This is a genomic window from Candidatus Parvarchaeota archaeon (assembly GCA_016866895.1).
Lineage (GTDB): Archaea > Micrarchaeota > Micrarchaeia > Anstonellales > VGKX01 > VGKX01.
Map to the genome: position 1 here is coordinate 1 of VGKX01000007.1, position 17219 is coordinate 17219.

Genomic DNA, 17219 nt, shown 5'->3' on the forward strand with positions numbered 1-17219 from the left:
AATGAAAACGTTTTTCCCGCTTTCATTTTTTGTAAGTAGCTTCATCATCCTAAAGCCAAAATCATTATGGGCTGCAACCAGCTTTTCCATTTGGCCTTGCGGCAGGTTCTTTATTTTCACTGGCTCAACGCCCTGTGAATAATTTGCATCAGTCAAATTCGTATTAGTTGTATTGTTTTTCATTTGCGCAGGCAGGTTGCTTGTGCAACCAAAGACAAGCAGTAAGGCAAAGCAAGCCAATATTGCAAGAAAACCAAGCTTTGTTCCGCTCTTTTGGCGATTACCCGCGTTTCCCATAGTATCACTCTATATTGATTGTTTTTTGCACTTATTAAATGAGAGTTTTTTGTGCGGTGGCCACTCCCATCTTCCGCCCAATCCTTCACTGTTGCATCAGTTCCCAGCCGTGTTCCTGTCTGTACCTTCAGCAGCCAGTCCTGCCAACCAACTCACTGTTGCAACAGCCCCAGCCTCTCAAGCTCCTTTTGCGCATTTTCAATTTCCTTCTCCTCGTCAACTGCGAGGAGCTTTCCGTTTTCCATCACAAGCCTTCCGCCAATAATGCTGTCACACACATTTCCTGCATGGCCTGCATAAACAATATTTGAAACAATGCTGCTTTGCGGACTCATGTTTGCGGCCTTTGCATCAATTGTAATCAAGTCAGCCAGACCTCCAGACTCCAGCCTACCGCTGTCCAGCCCAAGGGCCCTGTAGCCTCCCTCAGTTGCATATAAAAGCGCATCGCCGGCCCTGACAAGTGTCGGGTCCCATCTTGAGTTGTTGACAAGCAGTGCCAGGAACTTCATTGACTCAAACATGGAAAGCGAGTTGTTGCTTGCAGCCCCGTCAGTGCCAAGGCAAACGTTCAGGCCTGCCTGTTTCATTTCAGGCACTGCCGGAACTCCGCCAGATGCAAGCTTCATGTTTGACACTGGATTCAGGCAAGCACTAGCGCCTGATTTTCCAAGCAACTTTATCTCACGCAAGGTTAGCCAGCAGCAGTGCGCGGCAATCACGTTTTTCCCAAGAAAACCAATCATGTCAAGGTATTCCGCAGGCCTCAAACCCTTTGCAAATTTTTTGTTTTTCCAGGTTTTCTCAAGGCACTCAAAAACTTCCTTTCTTGTCTCTGACAAATGGATATGAAGCCTGACTCCATATTTTTCTGCAAGTTCCTTTGCTGCAACCAGCAATTCTTCAGAGCATGTGTAAACCGAATGGGGGGCAACACTTGCCTTAATTAGGCCGCCTGTCGCCCCCTGCGCCTTTTTTATCAGGTCTTGTGCAACCCCAAGCTCGCTTTTCCTTTTTTTCTCATCATTCAGGTCAATCATTCCATAGCCAAGCACTGCCCTCATGCCTGAGTCCTTGGCAGCGTCCATGACTGCATCCATGCCAAAATACATGTCGTTGAAAACAGTTGTGCCGTTTTTTATCATTTCAATGCAGGCAAGCATTGAGCCTGCATAAATCGCGGCGCTGTCAAGCTTTTTTTCCGCAGGCCAGATTTTTTCAGCCAGCCATTGCTCGGTCCGCAACTCGTCAGATATCCCCCTAAGCAGGCTCATGGCGGCATGAGTGTGACAGTTTGCAAACCCCCTAAGCAGAATCTTACCGGTTGCATCCAGCTTTTCGCACCCCGTTCCGCCAACCAGGCTTCCGGAGCTTGCAACTCTTGAAATCAGCCCTTCGCGTATAAGCACGTCCTTTTTTTCAGTCCTGCCACCAGTCCCAGGCACGCTTGCGTTTTTTATCAAAATGTCCATAGAAACCAAGGCTTGTATTCCCAGCCATTGTTTTTAATGTTTCACGGGCCAAGCATAATCGTGGAAAATGAAGCAAAGCCCTCCATGCTTGAAGCCATTTTCAAATCCCCAAAGGCGCAGGATGACACAACTGTTGCCCTTGCGGCTGCAGCCTGCCTCATCTCAATCATCCTGCTCTATTTTTTCCTTACTGTATTCGACCCACCGTCCATCTCAGTCAAAGAGGCGCAGGCCCTAAAGGAGGGGGCCAAAGTATCGCTTCTTGCAAAAGTATCCAAAGTCAGCACAGACCGCTACGGCTCCAAAACCGGGGAGCTTTGCGACTCAAGCGGCTGCATGAAAGCCGGCTTTTCCAGGGTGCAAAATCCGGAACTCTACTCGCTTGACTGGCCTGTGAAGGTATCTGGCACGGTTGACTTGGTCGGCTTTGAGAAAAGGCTTGTGGTGCAGGAGATGGAAATTTAGGTTTTCTGGCATAATCCAGCGTGTAGAGCCGACTTATATCTACAAAATCGACCAATTTCGGGACATCCCAGTCGAGTTTCCGGAACTGAACAAATCATTTGAAGCATGAATGACTTTTGTGCCTGTTCTCACAGTTAGAAGTCCAATAGTTTTATATATACAATTTCTGTATAATAACGTAACAAATCGAGGTGAGCACACATGAAATCCACAATGCTTCAATACGAGGGCAGCGTAGAGCTTGCAGTCGAAAGGCTTTTGCAGCTTGGCGTTTTCAAGTCAAAGGCAGACATATTCAGGCTTGGGGCGCTTGAATTGGCATCCAAATACGGCCTTGTCAAATCAAAGGAGGATGTAATAGAGGAAATGATGCTCAAAGATGCGCAGGGGGCACTGCACAAGCTGAAAAGCGGCAAGGCAAGGCTGCATAAAATTTCAAGTATCTGAGGCCTCAATAGTTTCAAATGTTTGTTCAAACCTTGAAAAGTTCGAAAAAGTGATCGCATGCCTTATACTGAAGGAAAATTCGAAGTTCTGCTTACTGATGAGGCACTTGCCACACTCAACAAGCTAGACAAATCTGTGCGCGAAAGGGTGAAAAAAAAGCTTGAGGCCCTAAGCCATCTGCGACCATCCAGGACACTCAAAAAACATGGCGACATCTGGGTCTTGGAGATAGGCGATTACAGGGCCTTGTACCTTATTGACAATAAATCAAGAACCAAAACCGTCTTTTTTATTGCTGACCACAAGGAATATGAGAAAAGGTATCTGCTGATGTTCAAATAAGAAAAGGTGGCTAATTGTTCCCCCTGCTTCTTGCAATTTTCCTTGGCATCCTCCTCGGCGTTGTGTCGGGCCTAATCCCCGGCATCCACTCAAACACAATAGCATCAGTCGCCTCAAGCCTTGCCTCATCTGGCATTGCAACAGAGCCTATCATCATCTCAATTTTCATAATCTCGGTGCTTGCGGCCCACAATGCCTTTGAATTTGTGCCTGCGATATTTTTCGGGATTCCAGATGAAAACTCTCTTGTCCTGCCGCTTCCAGGGCAGCGGCTGGCACTGGAAGGCAGAGGGCTTGAGGCCCTGCGAATCTGCGCCTTTTCGCTTCTCTTATCCACAATAATATCGGCAATCCTATCCCCCCTTGCCCTAGCTGCCATGCCTGTCATGTACGGCGCAATCAAGCCTGTTCTTGCCCCGGCAATAATTCTTGGCCTTCTCTTCCTTCTTGCAACCCATGCAAGGGCAGCCAGGCTTGAGGCACAGGCATTTGGCGGCTGGCTTTCCACCAAAAGCGCCGCCTTCAGCCTTGCACTATTTGACTTTCGCATCTTTTTCCTCTGTGCCGCCGCCCTTATTATTTCCGGGTTCTTTGGGTTTGTTGCTCTAAATTTTGCAAGCATGCCAGACCCTCTTTTTGCGATGTTTGCCGGCCTGTTTGCCCCAGGCTGGCTTTTTTTCAGCAATAGCAACATAAAACCAGGCAAGGCACACAATGAAGGCGGGCTTGTGCAGCCAGGCCTTTTGAAATACGTCCTTATCGGTGTCATGCTTGGTTTTTTTGCAGACCTGTTCCCCGGCCTCTCCTCGCCTGCGATGATTGCAGGTTTTGCAATACCTTTTCTCGCGCTTGTGGAAGCCGAGGGCTTTCTTGCCTTGATTGGCTCAATTGTCGGCAGCCACACGGTCTTTGCCTTTGCCTCGGCTGCGGCAATAGGGAAGGGCAGGATTGGGGCGCTTGAGGTTGCACGGGGCATTGTGTTCAATGACCCAAGCGCAATCCCGGTGCTTGCCGCGGCATATGTTGCAGCTTTGTGCATCAGCATTGTTGTGCTTGTGAAGCTTTCCGGAAAAATAGCGAATCTTGCAGGAAACGAGGCTTTGGAAAAGAAGGGGACAAAGCTTGCAATAATTTCAATCCTTGCGATTTCCATTGCTATCATTAATGGCCTTCCCGGCATTGCAGTGTTTTTAGTTGCAATGCTTGTTGGCTGCCTGCCATTTGCTTTTGGGGTGTCAAGAGTATGGCTTATGGGCAGCCTTCTTGTCCCAACCCTGGCGTATCTGCTAAGGCTAGCATAAACTGCAGACGGTTCAAATCTGCTTTGTGTTAAACCACGTTTTCAATTTCTGCCAAATACCGCAACAATTTTATATTGTGCCACTAAATCTAACACCATGAAGGCACATCACGTCGTCATCCTGCTTGTTTTGCTTGCCGCAATACTCGTAGTGGCATTTCCCAAAGGGCCTGTCCAGGTAAGCGAGAGCGATGCAAAAAATTTCGTGCTTGAGGATGCCAGGACAAAATACCCCAAGGCAGACGATATTGAAATACTGTCAATAGTCCAAAACTCAACAACGCAGCAGGGGGCAAAATCCTACAACATTAAGGCCTCTGTAGTGATTGGGGCGAAAAGCGTCTGCCCTGAAAGGTACCACTTTTACTATGATTACCCAAGCTCTAACTTTGTGACCTGGAAGGAGACCATTGTCAAAAACTGCAAGGTGTGCTCCGCATCCTCAAAATGCCCCATCGCATTTCCAGAAGAGGCCATCATCGCCTCGCATACGTTTGATGGCATGAAGCGCATTGCCGACTTTATCAAGGACTACCCTGACGCAAAACCAGCTGCAAAATACTATGAGTCATATGCGCAGTATCAAAATGTCTGGCTTGTCAGGTGGGCTTCCGACTCGTCGCCTGTTGACATGATTGGAATCATTTCAAACAAAGGTGCTGCAGTTGACGTAATAAGCGAGGAGAAACAGGCTGCGCAGTAAAGCAATGGGCGCCATCTCCAAGCACCTTTTTCGCATTCTGGATAATACTGCCTTTTACTCGATGGCTGGTTCTTTCACCTAAACTCAAATCATCTTTCGCTGAAAGATCGCGGGTGCGCAAGCATGAGCCTTCGGGTCATTTGGAAAACGCTATTAAACTCCGACCTCCAGGCCGAGGAGTGGGGGAATGGCGATGGAAACCGCCACTTTTGGGTGGCTCGAAGCTCCAGTGCAACTCATGGTTGCAAGACTTCAGAAAGGTACTATGCGAGCTTGCGTAATGGGGGTTTTGAAAGGGGGTCAGCAGCCCACCTGTTGAAGTTCTTTTGCTGGTTTCAATTAAAGGGTTGAAGACCTCAAGGGAGCATGGTAGTGCACTGTTCCCTTATGGTATCACTGGAAAACACCTCAAGTCAGGCTTTTAATCATCTTTTTCCAAATTCAAAAGTCCTTCCAAACAGGCAATTCTATCAGGTGCTCTGACATGTCATACCAGCTTTGTGCAGACTACAAGCCGACAGGCGACCAGCCGCAGGCGATTGAAAAACTTATCAACGCCATCAATTCGCATGGTGGGGCTGGCATCAGGCAAACTCTTCTTGGAGTTACAGGTTCTGGAAAGACCTATACGATTGCAAATGTCATTGCAAAAACAGGCAAATCTGCGCTTATCATATCCCACAACAAGACTCTTGCAGCCCAGCTCTATTCGGAATTTTGCAATTATTTCCCAAAAAACAGAGTCGGCTATTTTGTCTCGTATTATGACTACTACCAACCGGAGTCGTACATTCCTCAAACAGACACTTACATAGAGAAAACCGCGCAGGTGAACGAGAAAATAGAGCAGATGCGCCTGGCCGCAACAGCAAACCTGATGTCAGGGGAGCCTTGCATAACAATAGCAACAGTATCGTGCATCTACGGCATCGGCTCGCCAAAGGAGTGGCGGGACATGTCAGCAGACTTGAGCATCGGCCAGAGAATAACTAAGCAGCAGCTTATCAAAAAAATCCTTGACATCCAATACCAGAGAAATGACATTTCCCTAACTCCGGGCACGTTTCGCTCCAAAGGCGACATTGTTGAAGTCGCGCTTGGCTACTCGGGTGACATAATACGAATCTCATTTGAAGATGACACGATTGAAAAAATATCGGTTCTTGACCCCCTCACATTCGAGAAGCTTCGCACCATTGGGCACATCACAATTTTCCCGGCACGCCACTACGTAATCCCGGATTCTGAAAAGCAAAGGGCTCTTAGGCAAATCAGGCAGGAACTTGAGGAAACCCTGCCGTCCCTTGGGCCCCTTGAGGCGGAAAGGCTTGCAAAACGGACAAAGTATGACCTTGAGATGATAGAGCAGCTTGGCTACTGCAACGGCATAGAAAACTACTCGCGCCACTTTGACAACCGAACGGCCGGGCAGCCGCCATATTGCCTTCTTGACTTTTTGCCGCAGGATGCGCTAATTGTCATTGACGAATCGCATGTCACAATTCCACAGCTCCATGGGATGTACAAGGGCGACTATTCAAGGAAAAAGGCCCTTATTGAAAACGGCTTTAGGCTGCCATCAGCCTTTGACAACCGCCCTCTCAAATGGGAGGAGGCTGAAAACTATTTCAAGAAAAACGTGATATTTGTTTCAGCGACACCTGATGACTACGAAAAGTCGGCAAGCGCGCAGGTTGTGGAGCAGCTTGTGCGGCCCACGGGCCTTCTTGACCCAATCATCTCGGTCCGGCAGGTTGAGGGCCAAATCGCGGATTTGCTAAACGAGGTGAAAACGAGGGCTGTAAAAAACGAGCGGGTGCTTGTGACAACCCTGACAAAGCGCATGGCAGAAGACCTGACTGATTTTATCGCACAAAAAGGTGTACGGGTCCGCTATCTGCACTCCGAAGTTGAGAACCTGCAGCGAACAGAGCTGATACGCCAGTTGCGCCTTGGGGAGTTTGACTGCCTTGTAGGAATAAACCTGCTTCGCGAAGGGCTAGACATACCTGAGGTTTCACTTGTCGCAATCCTGGATGCCGACAAGGAAGGATTTTTAAGAAACTCCACAAGTCTTATACAGACAATGGGGCGGGCTGCAAGAAATGCAAACGGCACTGTAATCATGTATGCCGGGCAAATGACAGGTGGCATGAAGCAGGCGATAGAGGAGACAAACAGGCGACGGGCTGTGCAAGAGGCATTCAACAAGGAGCACGGAATCACGCCTCGCACTATAATAAAAGCAATCGCTAAATCGCAAGTAAGGCTTGGCGAAGGCAAGCACATGGCGACAAGCCAGCTTAGTGAAATGGCAATTAATGTTGAGGCTGAAATGAAGCGGGCAAGTGAGGAGCTGGACTTTGAGCGGGCAATTGAGCTTCGCGACCGCTTGGCTGAGATAACCAGGGTTTTGTCGGAAAAAGGCAGCATGGCGCTTAAAACCAAGGGCAAAAAGAAACAGCGCGAATTCGGCGGCGAGTAAAGGCTAAGAAAAGGCGCGCTTCGCAAAGAAATTTAAGCCTGCGATGCGCCACTTACCTCATGGGGACAAGCCGAAGGCAAAAAGAGCCCAAAATGCGCACCAACCCGTTCACGGAGCTTGAGACTGCGCCACCAGACCATGCAGCTGTTTCACTTTATGGGCAAAAACCAATAAAAAGAATAAATGACATAAGCGACGCCTTTTCAGGCTTTGATGCAAAACAAAAGAAAATCGCCCAAAGCGCACTCAAGGCGCTGCTTTTAGACAATCAAAGCCCTGGTACCCCAATTCTGGTTGACCTTGAAAAAAGCATTTTGGACAACGAATTGCTCTCATTATTTGAGAAAATAGCCAATCTCCCAGACAAGAAAGCATCCTCTTCGGTCATGGGGCATATCAATGCCATGGGTTCCGGGTTTTTGATTGCGGCAAAAGCGGCTTATGAAATGCTTGGGGAAATAGCCGGAACAAGCGGTGTGGAAAAACCAAATTTTGAGCAATACGCATCGCTTCTTGCAAACGGCGATTTTGCGAGCTTGATCATGCGCACTATCAAACCAGGGCTCAAGCCAGCTGAAGTTGAAGCAGATGCGCTTCCATCACTTTTGGCATTCGTCGCAAGAAATATCAACAATCAAAAAGCAATAGCCCAAGCCTCAAGGCTTTCTGGGAAATTTGATGCAAACCAGCTTGCGGCTTTTTTCTCCATATTCATGTCCGATACCATAAAATCGTGCAAATCCGATTCTGAAAAAATAAGCATGGCAAAGGCAATGGCTTTGCAATTTGAAAAGCTTGGCATCACAAACTTTGAGAGATACGGTGAAAAAGTGCTTGAGAGCGCGTATCTCACGGCAACTGACGCTGCATTTTCAAAAGGCAAAAAGGTGGCTTTTGTGGGGCTTGCAAAGGACGACCCCTGGGGCTCGTTTGCAGACGATATCAAGACCTATGAATCCTTGCTTGGCAAGGGCTATTGCATTGCTCTTTGCGAGGCTGGGACCGATGTTGAGCTTGCGGCAAGATTTCTGGAAAATGGTGTGCTGGATTCTAATCATTCAGTCCTTGGCTTGAGGACTTACGACCTTGTTGTTCTTGGCGGGCATGGCGATTCAAGTGAGATGTGGCTTGGCTCTGGGAACATAAAAATCAAGGACGAGATGGCAAAAATGCCAAAGTACGCATCTGCTTTCACAACCCAGACACCTGTGGCACTTAGCCTTGAGGATGCAGGCGCCTCACATCTTTTCACCAGGGGCGCATGGTCAAAAAAGATTTCAAAAAATGCATCGGTTGTCATCATGTGCTGCAGCTCTGGCAGTCTAGAGGGCGAAAAGAAAGCGGGGTTTTCAAACACGCAGCAGATGTTTGGCTGGCTAATGTCCCCTGCCGATGGAAGCAAGCGAATCAAGTTTTTCGCTCCATACGAGGCATCGGGTCTTGAGCGTCTTGTTTATGGCGACAATGGCAACGTCGAATACGCCACTTATTTTACAAGCAGGACAAGCATACTTGTATCAGGGCGCAAAAAGGGCTAGCCTTTGCAGGCATGCCCCAAATTTGCAATCACTTGCCCTCCCCCGCTGTTCCATGGAGCCGTACAAATCAGCAAGGGATTTAAATCCAAAAACCCCAACAACTCCATGCAAAAATCATATGCCGCCAAAGGGCATTTACTCGCGCTTTGTTCATTTATCTTGCTTTTTGCCCTGCTGCTTATTGCCCTGTCGGGATGCACAACGCCGCAACCGCCGCCAGCTCAAAACGCAAGCCTGCAATACTTTGAAATCGTGCTTGAAAAAAGTGCCTGCCCAAACAGCGGCTGTTTTACTGAATATCTTTTCACCTCAAGCGGTCAAATCCTAAAAAAACAGTATGACTTGCCAAACTACCAGGGAACGCCAGCATTGGAGATAAGGCAGGCAGGCGAGAAGGCGACAAAGGAAATATTTGGCAAGGCATCAAGCTTTGCCACAATTGGCGGCGGCACTCCTGACAAAACATCCAACAAAAACAAGTTCTTTTATTTTGATGGCAGGCAAACGCACAAATTCAGCGATGGCGATGCAGTCACAAGTCAATTCCTTGAAATGTTTGATGCTGCAAGCCAGGCTTTCAATTCATCATCCCCAAGCGAGGATTTTTTCATCCACCAGTATTACCAGCCAATAGGGCTTGAGACAAAAGATTTCCATTTTTTTTCTGACGGCACCGTGATTGTGAGCATTTATGGGGCAGAAAGCGGCAGAGTCGAATCCAGCTCAATGTTCGCCCTTGAAGAGCCTGAACTCTCAACACTCAAGCAGAAAGCGCAAGCTGCCGTTGATTCTGCTTTTGTCATTGGCGGCGACTGTGCTTCAAGCCTTAAGCTTGTTTACGGCTTTATTGAGATAAGAAAAAGCGGCAATTACCTTGATGGCTACACTTGCGGGGAAGGATACTCGGGCACAGACAAGCTTTTCAAGCACATAATTGAAAAGTATGGCAGTGACTAGCCATGAAAAAAAAGCACTCCAATAACAAGACGTATCATGCACAAGACAGGCACCCTTATTTCACTTTTTTTCTCCTGCTTGCGGTTTGCCTTGTCCAGCTATCCAATTCGGTTGTAATCCTGCCGCCGGTTGTGTATTTTGCCTCGCTTTCATTGGCGGGCTTTTTGGCAAACTCGCTAATCGCACTTGCAGGCATTGCCGCTGTTTTTGGGGCTGCAAACTGGCGGCTTTTTGGAAAACCCTTCCCAACCGTCCTGTCAAGCCTTTTGGGTTTTGGCTCAACGGTTTTTCTTGGCATTCTCTCCATGCTTCTTTGCGCATTTCTGCTTGCTCCAAGGAACATGTCTCAAATTGCCGTTGCCTCGGTTTTTGCGGCATCTCTTTCCTTTGTGCTGCTTTTCCTCAAGGATTACCGTGCAATCAAGGCTGGAGGAAACGAATCAATCAAAAGCCTAATCCCCATTGCTGCACCCTCCATCCTATTTGCGCTCGTCTTTGTCCCGATTGCAGTCTTTTCAATTGAATATAATAAAATTGAAACCCAGCCCCAAGCGCCATTAGACGCACTTGAGCGGCAAGGCGATTCTTCCGCTCTTGGAATCAAAAAAATGCAAAAGGAGGCTGGCGCAATGCCGTCATTTGCGGAGCAGGAAAAGACAACTCCAGAAGAAAATGCACAAGCGGCTGAAGCTGATGCTTCACAAACTGCGCAAGTGCCAAAGCAGCCCGCAACAATTTCAGTCTGGCTTTTGCCGCAATCAGAAATGCCCTGCATTGTTGAGGCTGGGGGAGTTGCGCGTGAGTTTGAGCCTAAAAAGGAGTGCGTTTTGGAGCCAAGCGCTTTCTCTCAGGCGACCTATTGCCCTATTCTTTACGAAGTTCCAAGCGCCTGCTCCTCAAATTTAACAATCAGGGCAGGGGGCTCGTGCAGCCAGGAAATTATGCTAGAGTGCAAGGATTCTGTTTTGCAGCTTTCTGAAGCAAGCCTGCAATACCAGCAGCAAAACAGGCAAAAGAACTAACCAAATCTGATAATTATGGATGGCAAATTTGCAGATATCTTCGGCTTTGACAAAGTGCAGGCCATCAAGGCGACTTTAGGCTTTCCTGAAAACCTTCTTGTGTTTGGCATGTCAGAAAACTCCGACCTAGTCTCCTGCCCAACACAAGCCACTGCAGATTTTTTCAGGCATGTTTTTACACCTGCCGGCCCTTACTGGCAGGCCTATGAAAGGTTCGGATTTGGCACAAGGCCGCCTGTGCCATATCTCCATTTTTTTGCTGGCAGAATGTATTTTTTGAAAAATTTGGAACAGAGGAACATTTTTGGCGCAGGCATCGGGAAGAAATACGAAAAAGTGAATAGTGGAAAAAGAGGAGGCACAAATACGGCATCCGCTGAAGGCAACCGGGGTGGGAATTGCGAAAAGTTTGAGCTTCGCACCTCTTTTTCTCCAGAGTCGCTTCTCATGATTCTCTCTTCCCCGTTTGACTTTTGCAGGCTTGCGGCATCGACTGCCTTGCTTGCCCTAAATACGCCACTTGTGCTTGCTGATTTTGAAAAGCACGCTTGCGAATCCAGGGCTTTTTTAAAGCAAAACGTCAATAAAAAGGAGTTTGACCTTTCAATATTCGACTCAAGCATTGCTGGCGCTCTTGCCTCACTTTCCTTTTCTTTTTTTGCCACGCTTTCATATTCTTTCAACCTAAAGCTCCCAAGTTCCCCTACATGGGAAAAGTGCGAGGCTGAAGAACTCTCAAACATGCTTGAAAAAGACGGCATGCCTAAGCTTGGAAACTCACAAAACTTCAATTTAGTGCAAAAGCCTCCGGATATCCCGTTTGAAATTATCGGCAGGTTTGGTTTCCACTCACAAAATATTTACGAGCTGTCCGAGGCAAGAATTGCCGAAAAACCTCCTGCCATGCAGGAAATTTCCTTGCCTGCGGTCCCTAAAAACCCGCACTGGCGCCTGCGTGAAAATGCCAAATTCTGCCTTGCGCGGCATTTTCTTGTGTCTCGAAGGCAGCTGCTTGCGCTTGGCAGGCAAAGCGGGCTTGATGAGTTGATTTTTCATCTGACTTTTGATGAAATCAGGCGGCTTGCTTGCGGGGAAAGGCAAAACGAGCTAAAAGAAACGGCTGCAAAAAGAAAGGCCGGGCACGATTATCTACGTAGCCTTGGAGCCAGCGCCTTGCCTTCGCAATTTGCATACGATGCCAGGAAAGGCTCATGGATTGGCGACTTTGCTTATGATTTTTCAACTGATGCCAATAATCATAATTCAACTGGACGGGGCAGCGGCAATACATTGGCCGGTGTCAGCGTTGGAGGAGGAGGGACTTGCCAAGGCGTGTGCGTATTTGTCTGCAAAAAGGAGGATTATGCAAAGGATGTGTCTGGCAAAATAATAGCCAGTGACAGCTTTTCACCAGACCTTACCCTTCTTTACAAAAAGGCAATCGGGGTTGTTTCAAAAACCGGCGGAAAGCTTGCGCACAGCGCAATAATCGCCCGCGAGATGAACTTGCCGTGCATTGTGCAGGTTCGGAATTTCGACAGGCTGGCTGAAGGCATGAAACTAAGGCTGGAGGGCAAGACAGGAATTGTTGAAATTATCGGATGATTACGGCTTCTTTCACAGGAAACTCCCCCCCTACCCGCCTTTTAAGCGCAATTGGTATAAACCCTTTAGCCATAAGAATTAGCCTTTCAATTCAGTCATCATCTAGTCGTCATTTTCCAAACTTTTCATTTAGCATTTGAGGTTTTTCCATGCAGGACAAAATTATCATCCGGGGCGCACGCGAGCACAACCTAAAAAATATAAATCTGGAAATCCCAAAGAACACGCTAACTGTGTTTACTGGCTTGTCAGGCTCGGGAAAGTCCACACTCGCCTTTGATACGATTTATGCAGAAGGCCAGAGAAGGTATGTAGAATCACTCTCCGCATATGCCCGCCAATTCCTGGGGCTTATGAACAAGCCGGATGTCGACTCAATAGAGGGCCTCTCGCCTGCAATCTCCATAGACCAGAAAGGCACAAGCTCAAACCCGCGCTCCACTGTGGGCACCGTGACTGAAATTTACGACTACCTTCGGCTTCTTTACGCGCGCATCGGCACGGTTTATTGCCACCAGTGCGGAAAAAAAATCTCATCGCAGACCCCAGACGAGATAACAGACGCGGCAATAGCTGATTTTTCAGGCCAGAAAATACTGGTGCTTGCTCCCCTTGTGCGCGGCAAGAAGGGCACCTATGAAAAGCTTTTCGAGGAGGCAAAAAAGGACGGCTTTGCCCGGGCAAGGGTCGATGGGGGGATAGTCGAGCTTGAAGACTACAAGCCAAGCCTTGACAAGCAGGTCAAGCACAACATCGAAATCGTTGTTGAACGCCTTACAGTTTCCAAGGAAGAGCGCTCAAGGCTTTTTGACGCGGTGAACATATCCTTGCGGCTTGCTGATGGACTTGTCGTGGTTGCCAAATCAGTGCAGCCTTCCTCAAAAGACGCTTCAAAAGAACCCAAAGAAGGCGAAAAGCCCGTGCAGCAAGAAATCCTTTACTCGCAAAAAAATTCATGCCCCGACTGCGGAATATCGGTTGGAGAGCTGCAGCCGCGCATGTTTTCCTTCAACTCTCCTTTTGGCGCATGTGGCGTGTGCCACGGGCTTGGGCGGAAAATCGAGTTTGATGTTGAAAAAGTGATTCCAGATAAATCAAAGGCATTGCTTGAGGGGGCAGTCGCGCCCTGGAACAACAGCTTTGCGCACTTTCGCTACGAAGGCCTCAAATTCGTTGGAAAAAAATTCGGCTTTGACCTGACCACGCCCCTTGGCAAGTTTTCAAAGGAGCAGCTCCAAGTTCTCCTGTACGGAACTGATGAAAAAATCCAGTACAAGTACAAGGCAAAGACCACCACATCCACCTGGGAATACGAAGGCAAATATGAAGGGGTGCTTCCAACACTTGAGCGGCTTTACCGCGAGACTGATAATGATGCAAAACGGGAAGCGCTTCAAAGATTCATGTCTGAATCCAAATGCCCGGGCTGTGAAGGGCGAAGGCTCAAGGCAGAGGCTCTGGCTGTGAAAATAAACAACAAATCCATATTCCAGGCAACAGAGCTTTCAATAGATGAGGCATATGAATTTTTCACAAGCTTAAGGCTTAATTCAATGCAGGCGTACATAGCCCGCACAGTGCTAAAAGAAATAAAAAGCCGCCTGGAATTCCTAAGAAATGTCGGCTTGAATTATCTTACCCTGGGCAGGGAGGCAGGCACGCTTTCAGGAGGCGAGGCTCAAAGGATTCGGCTTGCAACCCAGATAGGCTCAAACCTTACAGGCGTGCTTTATGTGCTTGACGAACCGTCAATAGGCTTGCACCAGCGCGACAACGCCAAGCTTCTCTACACGCTAAAGCGCCTGCGCGACCTGGGCAACACCCTGGTTGTCGTGGAGCACGACGAGGACACAATGCGCGAGGCGGATTATCTTGTGGACATTGGCCCTGGCCCCGGCGTGCATGGGGGAAAAATTGTTTCCTCTGGCACCTTGGAGGAAATGCTTAAATGCAGGGAATCAATCACAGCGCAATATCTCAGGGGTGACAAGTTCATACCTTTTTCAAGGGAGCGCCGCGCTCCAAACAACTTTCTAAAAGTAATTGGCGCCTCTGAAAATAACCTGCAAAACATCGATGTTGCCTTTCCCCTCGGAGTGCTTGCCTGCGTCACTGGCGTTTCAGGCTCAGGAAAATCAAGTCTTGTCCATGATGTGCTTTTCAAGGCCCTGCAAAAGCATTTTGGCATAGAAAATGCCATGCCAGGTGCTTATAAGAGGCTTGACGGGCTTGAGCTTGTTGACAAAGTAATTGAGATTGACCAGTCCCCCATAGGCAGGACGCCGCGGTCAAACCCGGCCACCTACATCGGCATGTTCACCCCAATCAGGGAGTTATTTGCTTCAACTCAGGCGGCAAAAATCAGGGGCTTTGACGCAGGCTGGTTTTCCTTCAACGTTCCAAAGGGAAGGTGCGAGGCGTGCGAGGGTGACGGAGTAAAAAAAATCGAGATGAATTTCCTTCCTGATGTGTACGTCCTGTGCGAGGAATGCAAGGGAAAGCGCTACAGCCAGGAGACGCTTCTAGTCCAGTACAAGGGCAAGAACATTTCGGAAATACTGGAAATGACTGTAGAGGAGGCATTGCCGTTTTTTGAAAATATAACCTCCATTTCCTCAAAGCTTCAGACCCTCAACGATGTCGGGCTTGGTTACATCAAGCTTGGGCAGAGCGCAACAACGCTTTCAGGCGGCGAGGCGCAGCGCGTGAAAATAGCAGCCGAGCTTTCAAAGCGTGCCACGGGCAAAACCGTTTACATCCTCGATGAGCCCACAACCGGCCTTCACTTTGACGATGTTTCAAAACTGATAAGCGTGCTCATTTCGCTTGTTGAAAAAGGAAACAGCGTGCTTGTTATAGAGCACAACCTGGATGTGATAAAGTCCTCTGATCATATCCTCGACCTTGGGCCTGAAGGCGGAAGCGGAGGGGGGCGAATCGTGGCATGCGGCACGCCTGAGCAAATCTGCAAGGCCAAGGATTCATATACGGGGCAGTATCTGAAAAAGGTGCTTTATGCTTGACATTTCAAAAATCAAAATACCGCAAGGCCCGGGAGTCTATATCTTCAAGGATGCAGGCGGCAGGATTATCTATATCGGCAAGGCAAAAAATTTACCCGACAGGGTAAAATCCTACTTTCCCGCATCCAGTTCTTCTTCTGCCTTTGAGCAGATGACTGATAAGACAAGAATGCTTGCAACAAGCATTGCCTCAGTCGAATTCATACGCACAAGCAACGAGGTTGAAGCCTTAGTGCTTGAATCAAACCTGATAAAGACCCATTACCCCAAATTCAACATCGACCTTAAGGACTCCCACCACTACACCTACCTGAAAATCACCTCTGAAAAGTTCCCAAGGCTTCTTCTTGCAAGGCGCAACAAGTCAGGCAGGTTCACAGGCCCGGCAGGCAAAGTCTACGGCCCCTATGCAAAGGGAAGCGCGCGCCTTCTTGCAATTGGCGCACTTCGCAAAATGTTCAAGGTAAGGACATGCAAAACACTTCCAAAAGCCGCATGCCTCCAGTATTATCTTGGAAATTGTGATGCTCCATGCATCGGCAAAACAAGCCAAGTCGAGTACCAGAAGAACATGGCTATCCTTGAAAAGATACTATCCTCCCCCAAACACGCGCAATTGGTTTCAAGCGAGTTTGAGCAGAGGATGAAGCAATCCGCCGCAAAGCTTGACTTTGAGTCTGCAAGGCACTACCGCGACTCCATCAGTGTTCTGCGTTCCAATTTTGAGGAGCAGAAATTTGAATCCGATGTCGGCTTTGACGAGGATTATATAGCGATTTTTGAGTCTTCTTGCAAGGCAAATGTTGAAATGTTCAATGTTGTCAGGGGAGTTGTCAAGGACAGGAAAAAATATGAATTTGCAGTCACAGATGGTGAAAAGACCCCACTTGAGCATTTCCTTTCAGCCTATTATTCCAAAAACAGGCCACCAAAATACATCTATGTCAGCGAGCCTGCAGGCCAGGAAATCTGCCAGATGCTTTGCAATTTTGCAGGGCAAGGAGTCCATGTCAAAGTGCCGCAGGCAGGTGAGCACTCAAGGCTCATGGGCTTGCTTATGAATAACGTGCTAAGCGACTCTGCAGGCAACATTGATGCAGGCCTTGTATCTTTGCAAAAGTCCCTGAACCTTGGCAAACCTCCTTTTGTCATAGAGTGCTTTGACATTTCCAATCTTTTTGGAACAAGTGTTGTCGGCTCAATGTCCAGGTTTGTAAATGGAAAGCCCGATAAGGCAGGCTACAGGCGCTTCAAGATAAAGTCGGTTGAAGGGCAGGATGACTTTGCAAGCATTGAGGAAATCATATATAGAAGATATGCAAGGCTTACAGATGACACTATGAATGACGAAGGCGAGAAACTCCCCGACCTTGTGCTAATTGACGGCGGGCCAGGCCAGCTATCCTCCGCACTTTCGGCATTGTCAAGGCTGCGTTCTGAAAACAGGCTTCAAGCAACGCTTTCTTGCGCTTCCCTTGCAAAGGAATTTGAGGAAATACACTCGCCAGATTTTATGGAGCCGCTTCGCCTAAGCAGAAAAGACGCAGGGCTAAAAATCCTTCA

The 17219-nt window shown here is 48.2% G+C and carries 14 protein-coding genes; 12 read left to right on the forward strand and 2 right to left on the reverse strand.

Translation table 11 applies throughout. The features are described 5' to 3' along the window. Positions 1-297 (reverse strand): hypothetical protein (locus tag FJZ26_00635; protein MBM3228915.1); only part of this gene is annotated, 297 nt, incomplete at its 3' end. Between the two features lie 152 nt (positions 298-449). Further along, positions 450-1769, reverse strand: a complete 1320-nt coding sequence (locus tag FJZ26_00640; GenBank protein ID MBM3228916.1) for an amidohydrolase — start codon at positions 1767-1769, stop codon at positions 450-452. Positions 1770-1805: 36 nt separating this feature from the next. Here FJZ26_00640 and FJZ26_00645 point away from each other — a divergent pair, with 36 nt between their 5' ends. The 12 genes from FJZ26_00645 to uvrC form a co-directional block, all read left to right on the forward strand. After that, positions 1806-2234, forward strand: coding sequence for a hypothetical protein (locus tag FJZ26_00645; protein ID MBM3228917.1), 429 nt, complete (start codon positions 1806-1808; stop codon positions 2232-2234). Between the two features lie 201 nt (positions 2235-2435). Next, the gene (locus tag FJZ26_00650) at positions 2436-2681 is read left to right on the forward strand and encodes a hypothetical protein (GenBank protein MBM3228918.1); all 246 of its coding nucleotides are present in this window, start codon (positions 2436-2438) and stop codon (positions 2679-2681) included. Between the two features lie 57 nt (positions 2682-2738). Further along, positions 2739-3023, forward strand: a complete 285-nt coding sequence (locus FJZ26_00655; GenBank protein ID MBM3228919.1) for a hypothetical protein — start codon at positions 2739-2741, stop codon at positions 3021-3023. Between the two features lie 14 nt (positions 3024-3037). Further along, positions 3038-4324, forward strand: a complete 1287-nt coding sequence (locus FJZ26_00660) for a hypothetical protein (GenBank protein MBM3228920.1) — start codon at positions 3038-3040, stop codon at positions 4322-4324. A gap of 96 nt (positions 4325-4420) precedes the next feature. Then, positions 4421-5026 carry a hypothetical protein gene (locus FJZ26_00665; protein ID MBM3228921.1) on the forward strand — a complete coding sequence of 202 codons (606 nt, stop codon included), beginning with the start codon at positions 4421-4423 and terminating at the stop codon, positions 5024-5026. A gap of 484 nt (positions 5027-5510) precedes the next feature. Further along, positions 5511-7511, forward strand: coding sequence for an excinuclease ABC subunit UvrB (gene uvrB, locus FJZ26_00670; GenBank protein ID MBM3228922.1), 2001 nt, complete (start codon positions 5511-5513; stop codon positions 7509-7511). A 59-nt stretch (positions 7512-7570) separates the two neighbouring features. After that, positions 7571-9049 carry a hypothetical protein gene (locus tag FJZ26_00675; GenBank protein MBM3228923.1) on the forward strand — a complete coding sequence of 493 codons (1479 nt, stop codon included), beginning with the start codon at positions 7571-7573 and terminating at the stop codon, positions 9047-9049. Between the two features lie 105 nt (positions 9050-9154). Next, positions 9155-10006 carry a hypothetical protein gene (locus FJZ26_00680; protein MBM3228924.1) on the forward strand — a complete coding sequence of 284 codons (852 nt, stop codon included), beginning with the start codon at positions 9155-9157 and terminating at the stop codon, positions 10004-10006. Positions 10007-10008: 2 nt separating this feature from the next. Continuing rightward, on the forward strand, positions 10009-11028 hold the full coding sequence (locus FJZ26_00685) for a hypothetical protein (GenBank protein MBM3228925.1): 1020 nt from the start codon (positions 10009-10011) through the stop codon (positions 11026-11028). Positions 11029-11043: 15 nt separating this feature from the next. Next, positions 11044-12633 (forward strand): hypothetical protein, encoded by a 1590-nt coding sequence (locus FJZ26_00690; protein ID MBM3228926.1) that lies wholly within the window; start codon positions 11044-11046, stop codon positions 12631-12633. 149 nt (positions 12634-12782) lie between these two features. Then, positions 12783-15656: an excinuclease ABC subunit UvrA gene (gene uvrA, locus FJZ26_00695; GenBank protein MBM3228927.1), complete on the forward strand. Its 2874-nt coding sequence runs from the start codon at positions 12783-12785 to the stop codon at positions 15654-15656. Beyond that, on the forward strand, positions 15649-17219 hold a 1571-nt coding region (gene uvrC / locus FJZ26_00700), incomplete at its 3' end, for an excinuclease ABC subunit UvrC (GenBank protein ID MBM3228928.1). The genes uvrA and uvrC, both read left to right, overlap by 8 nt.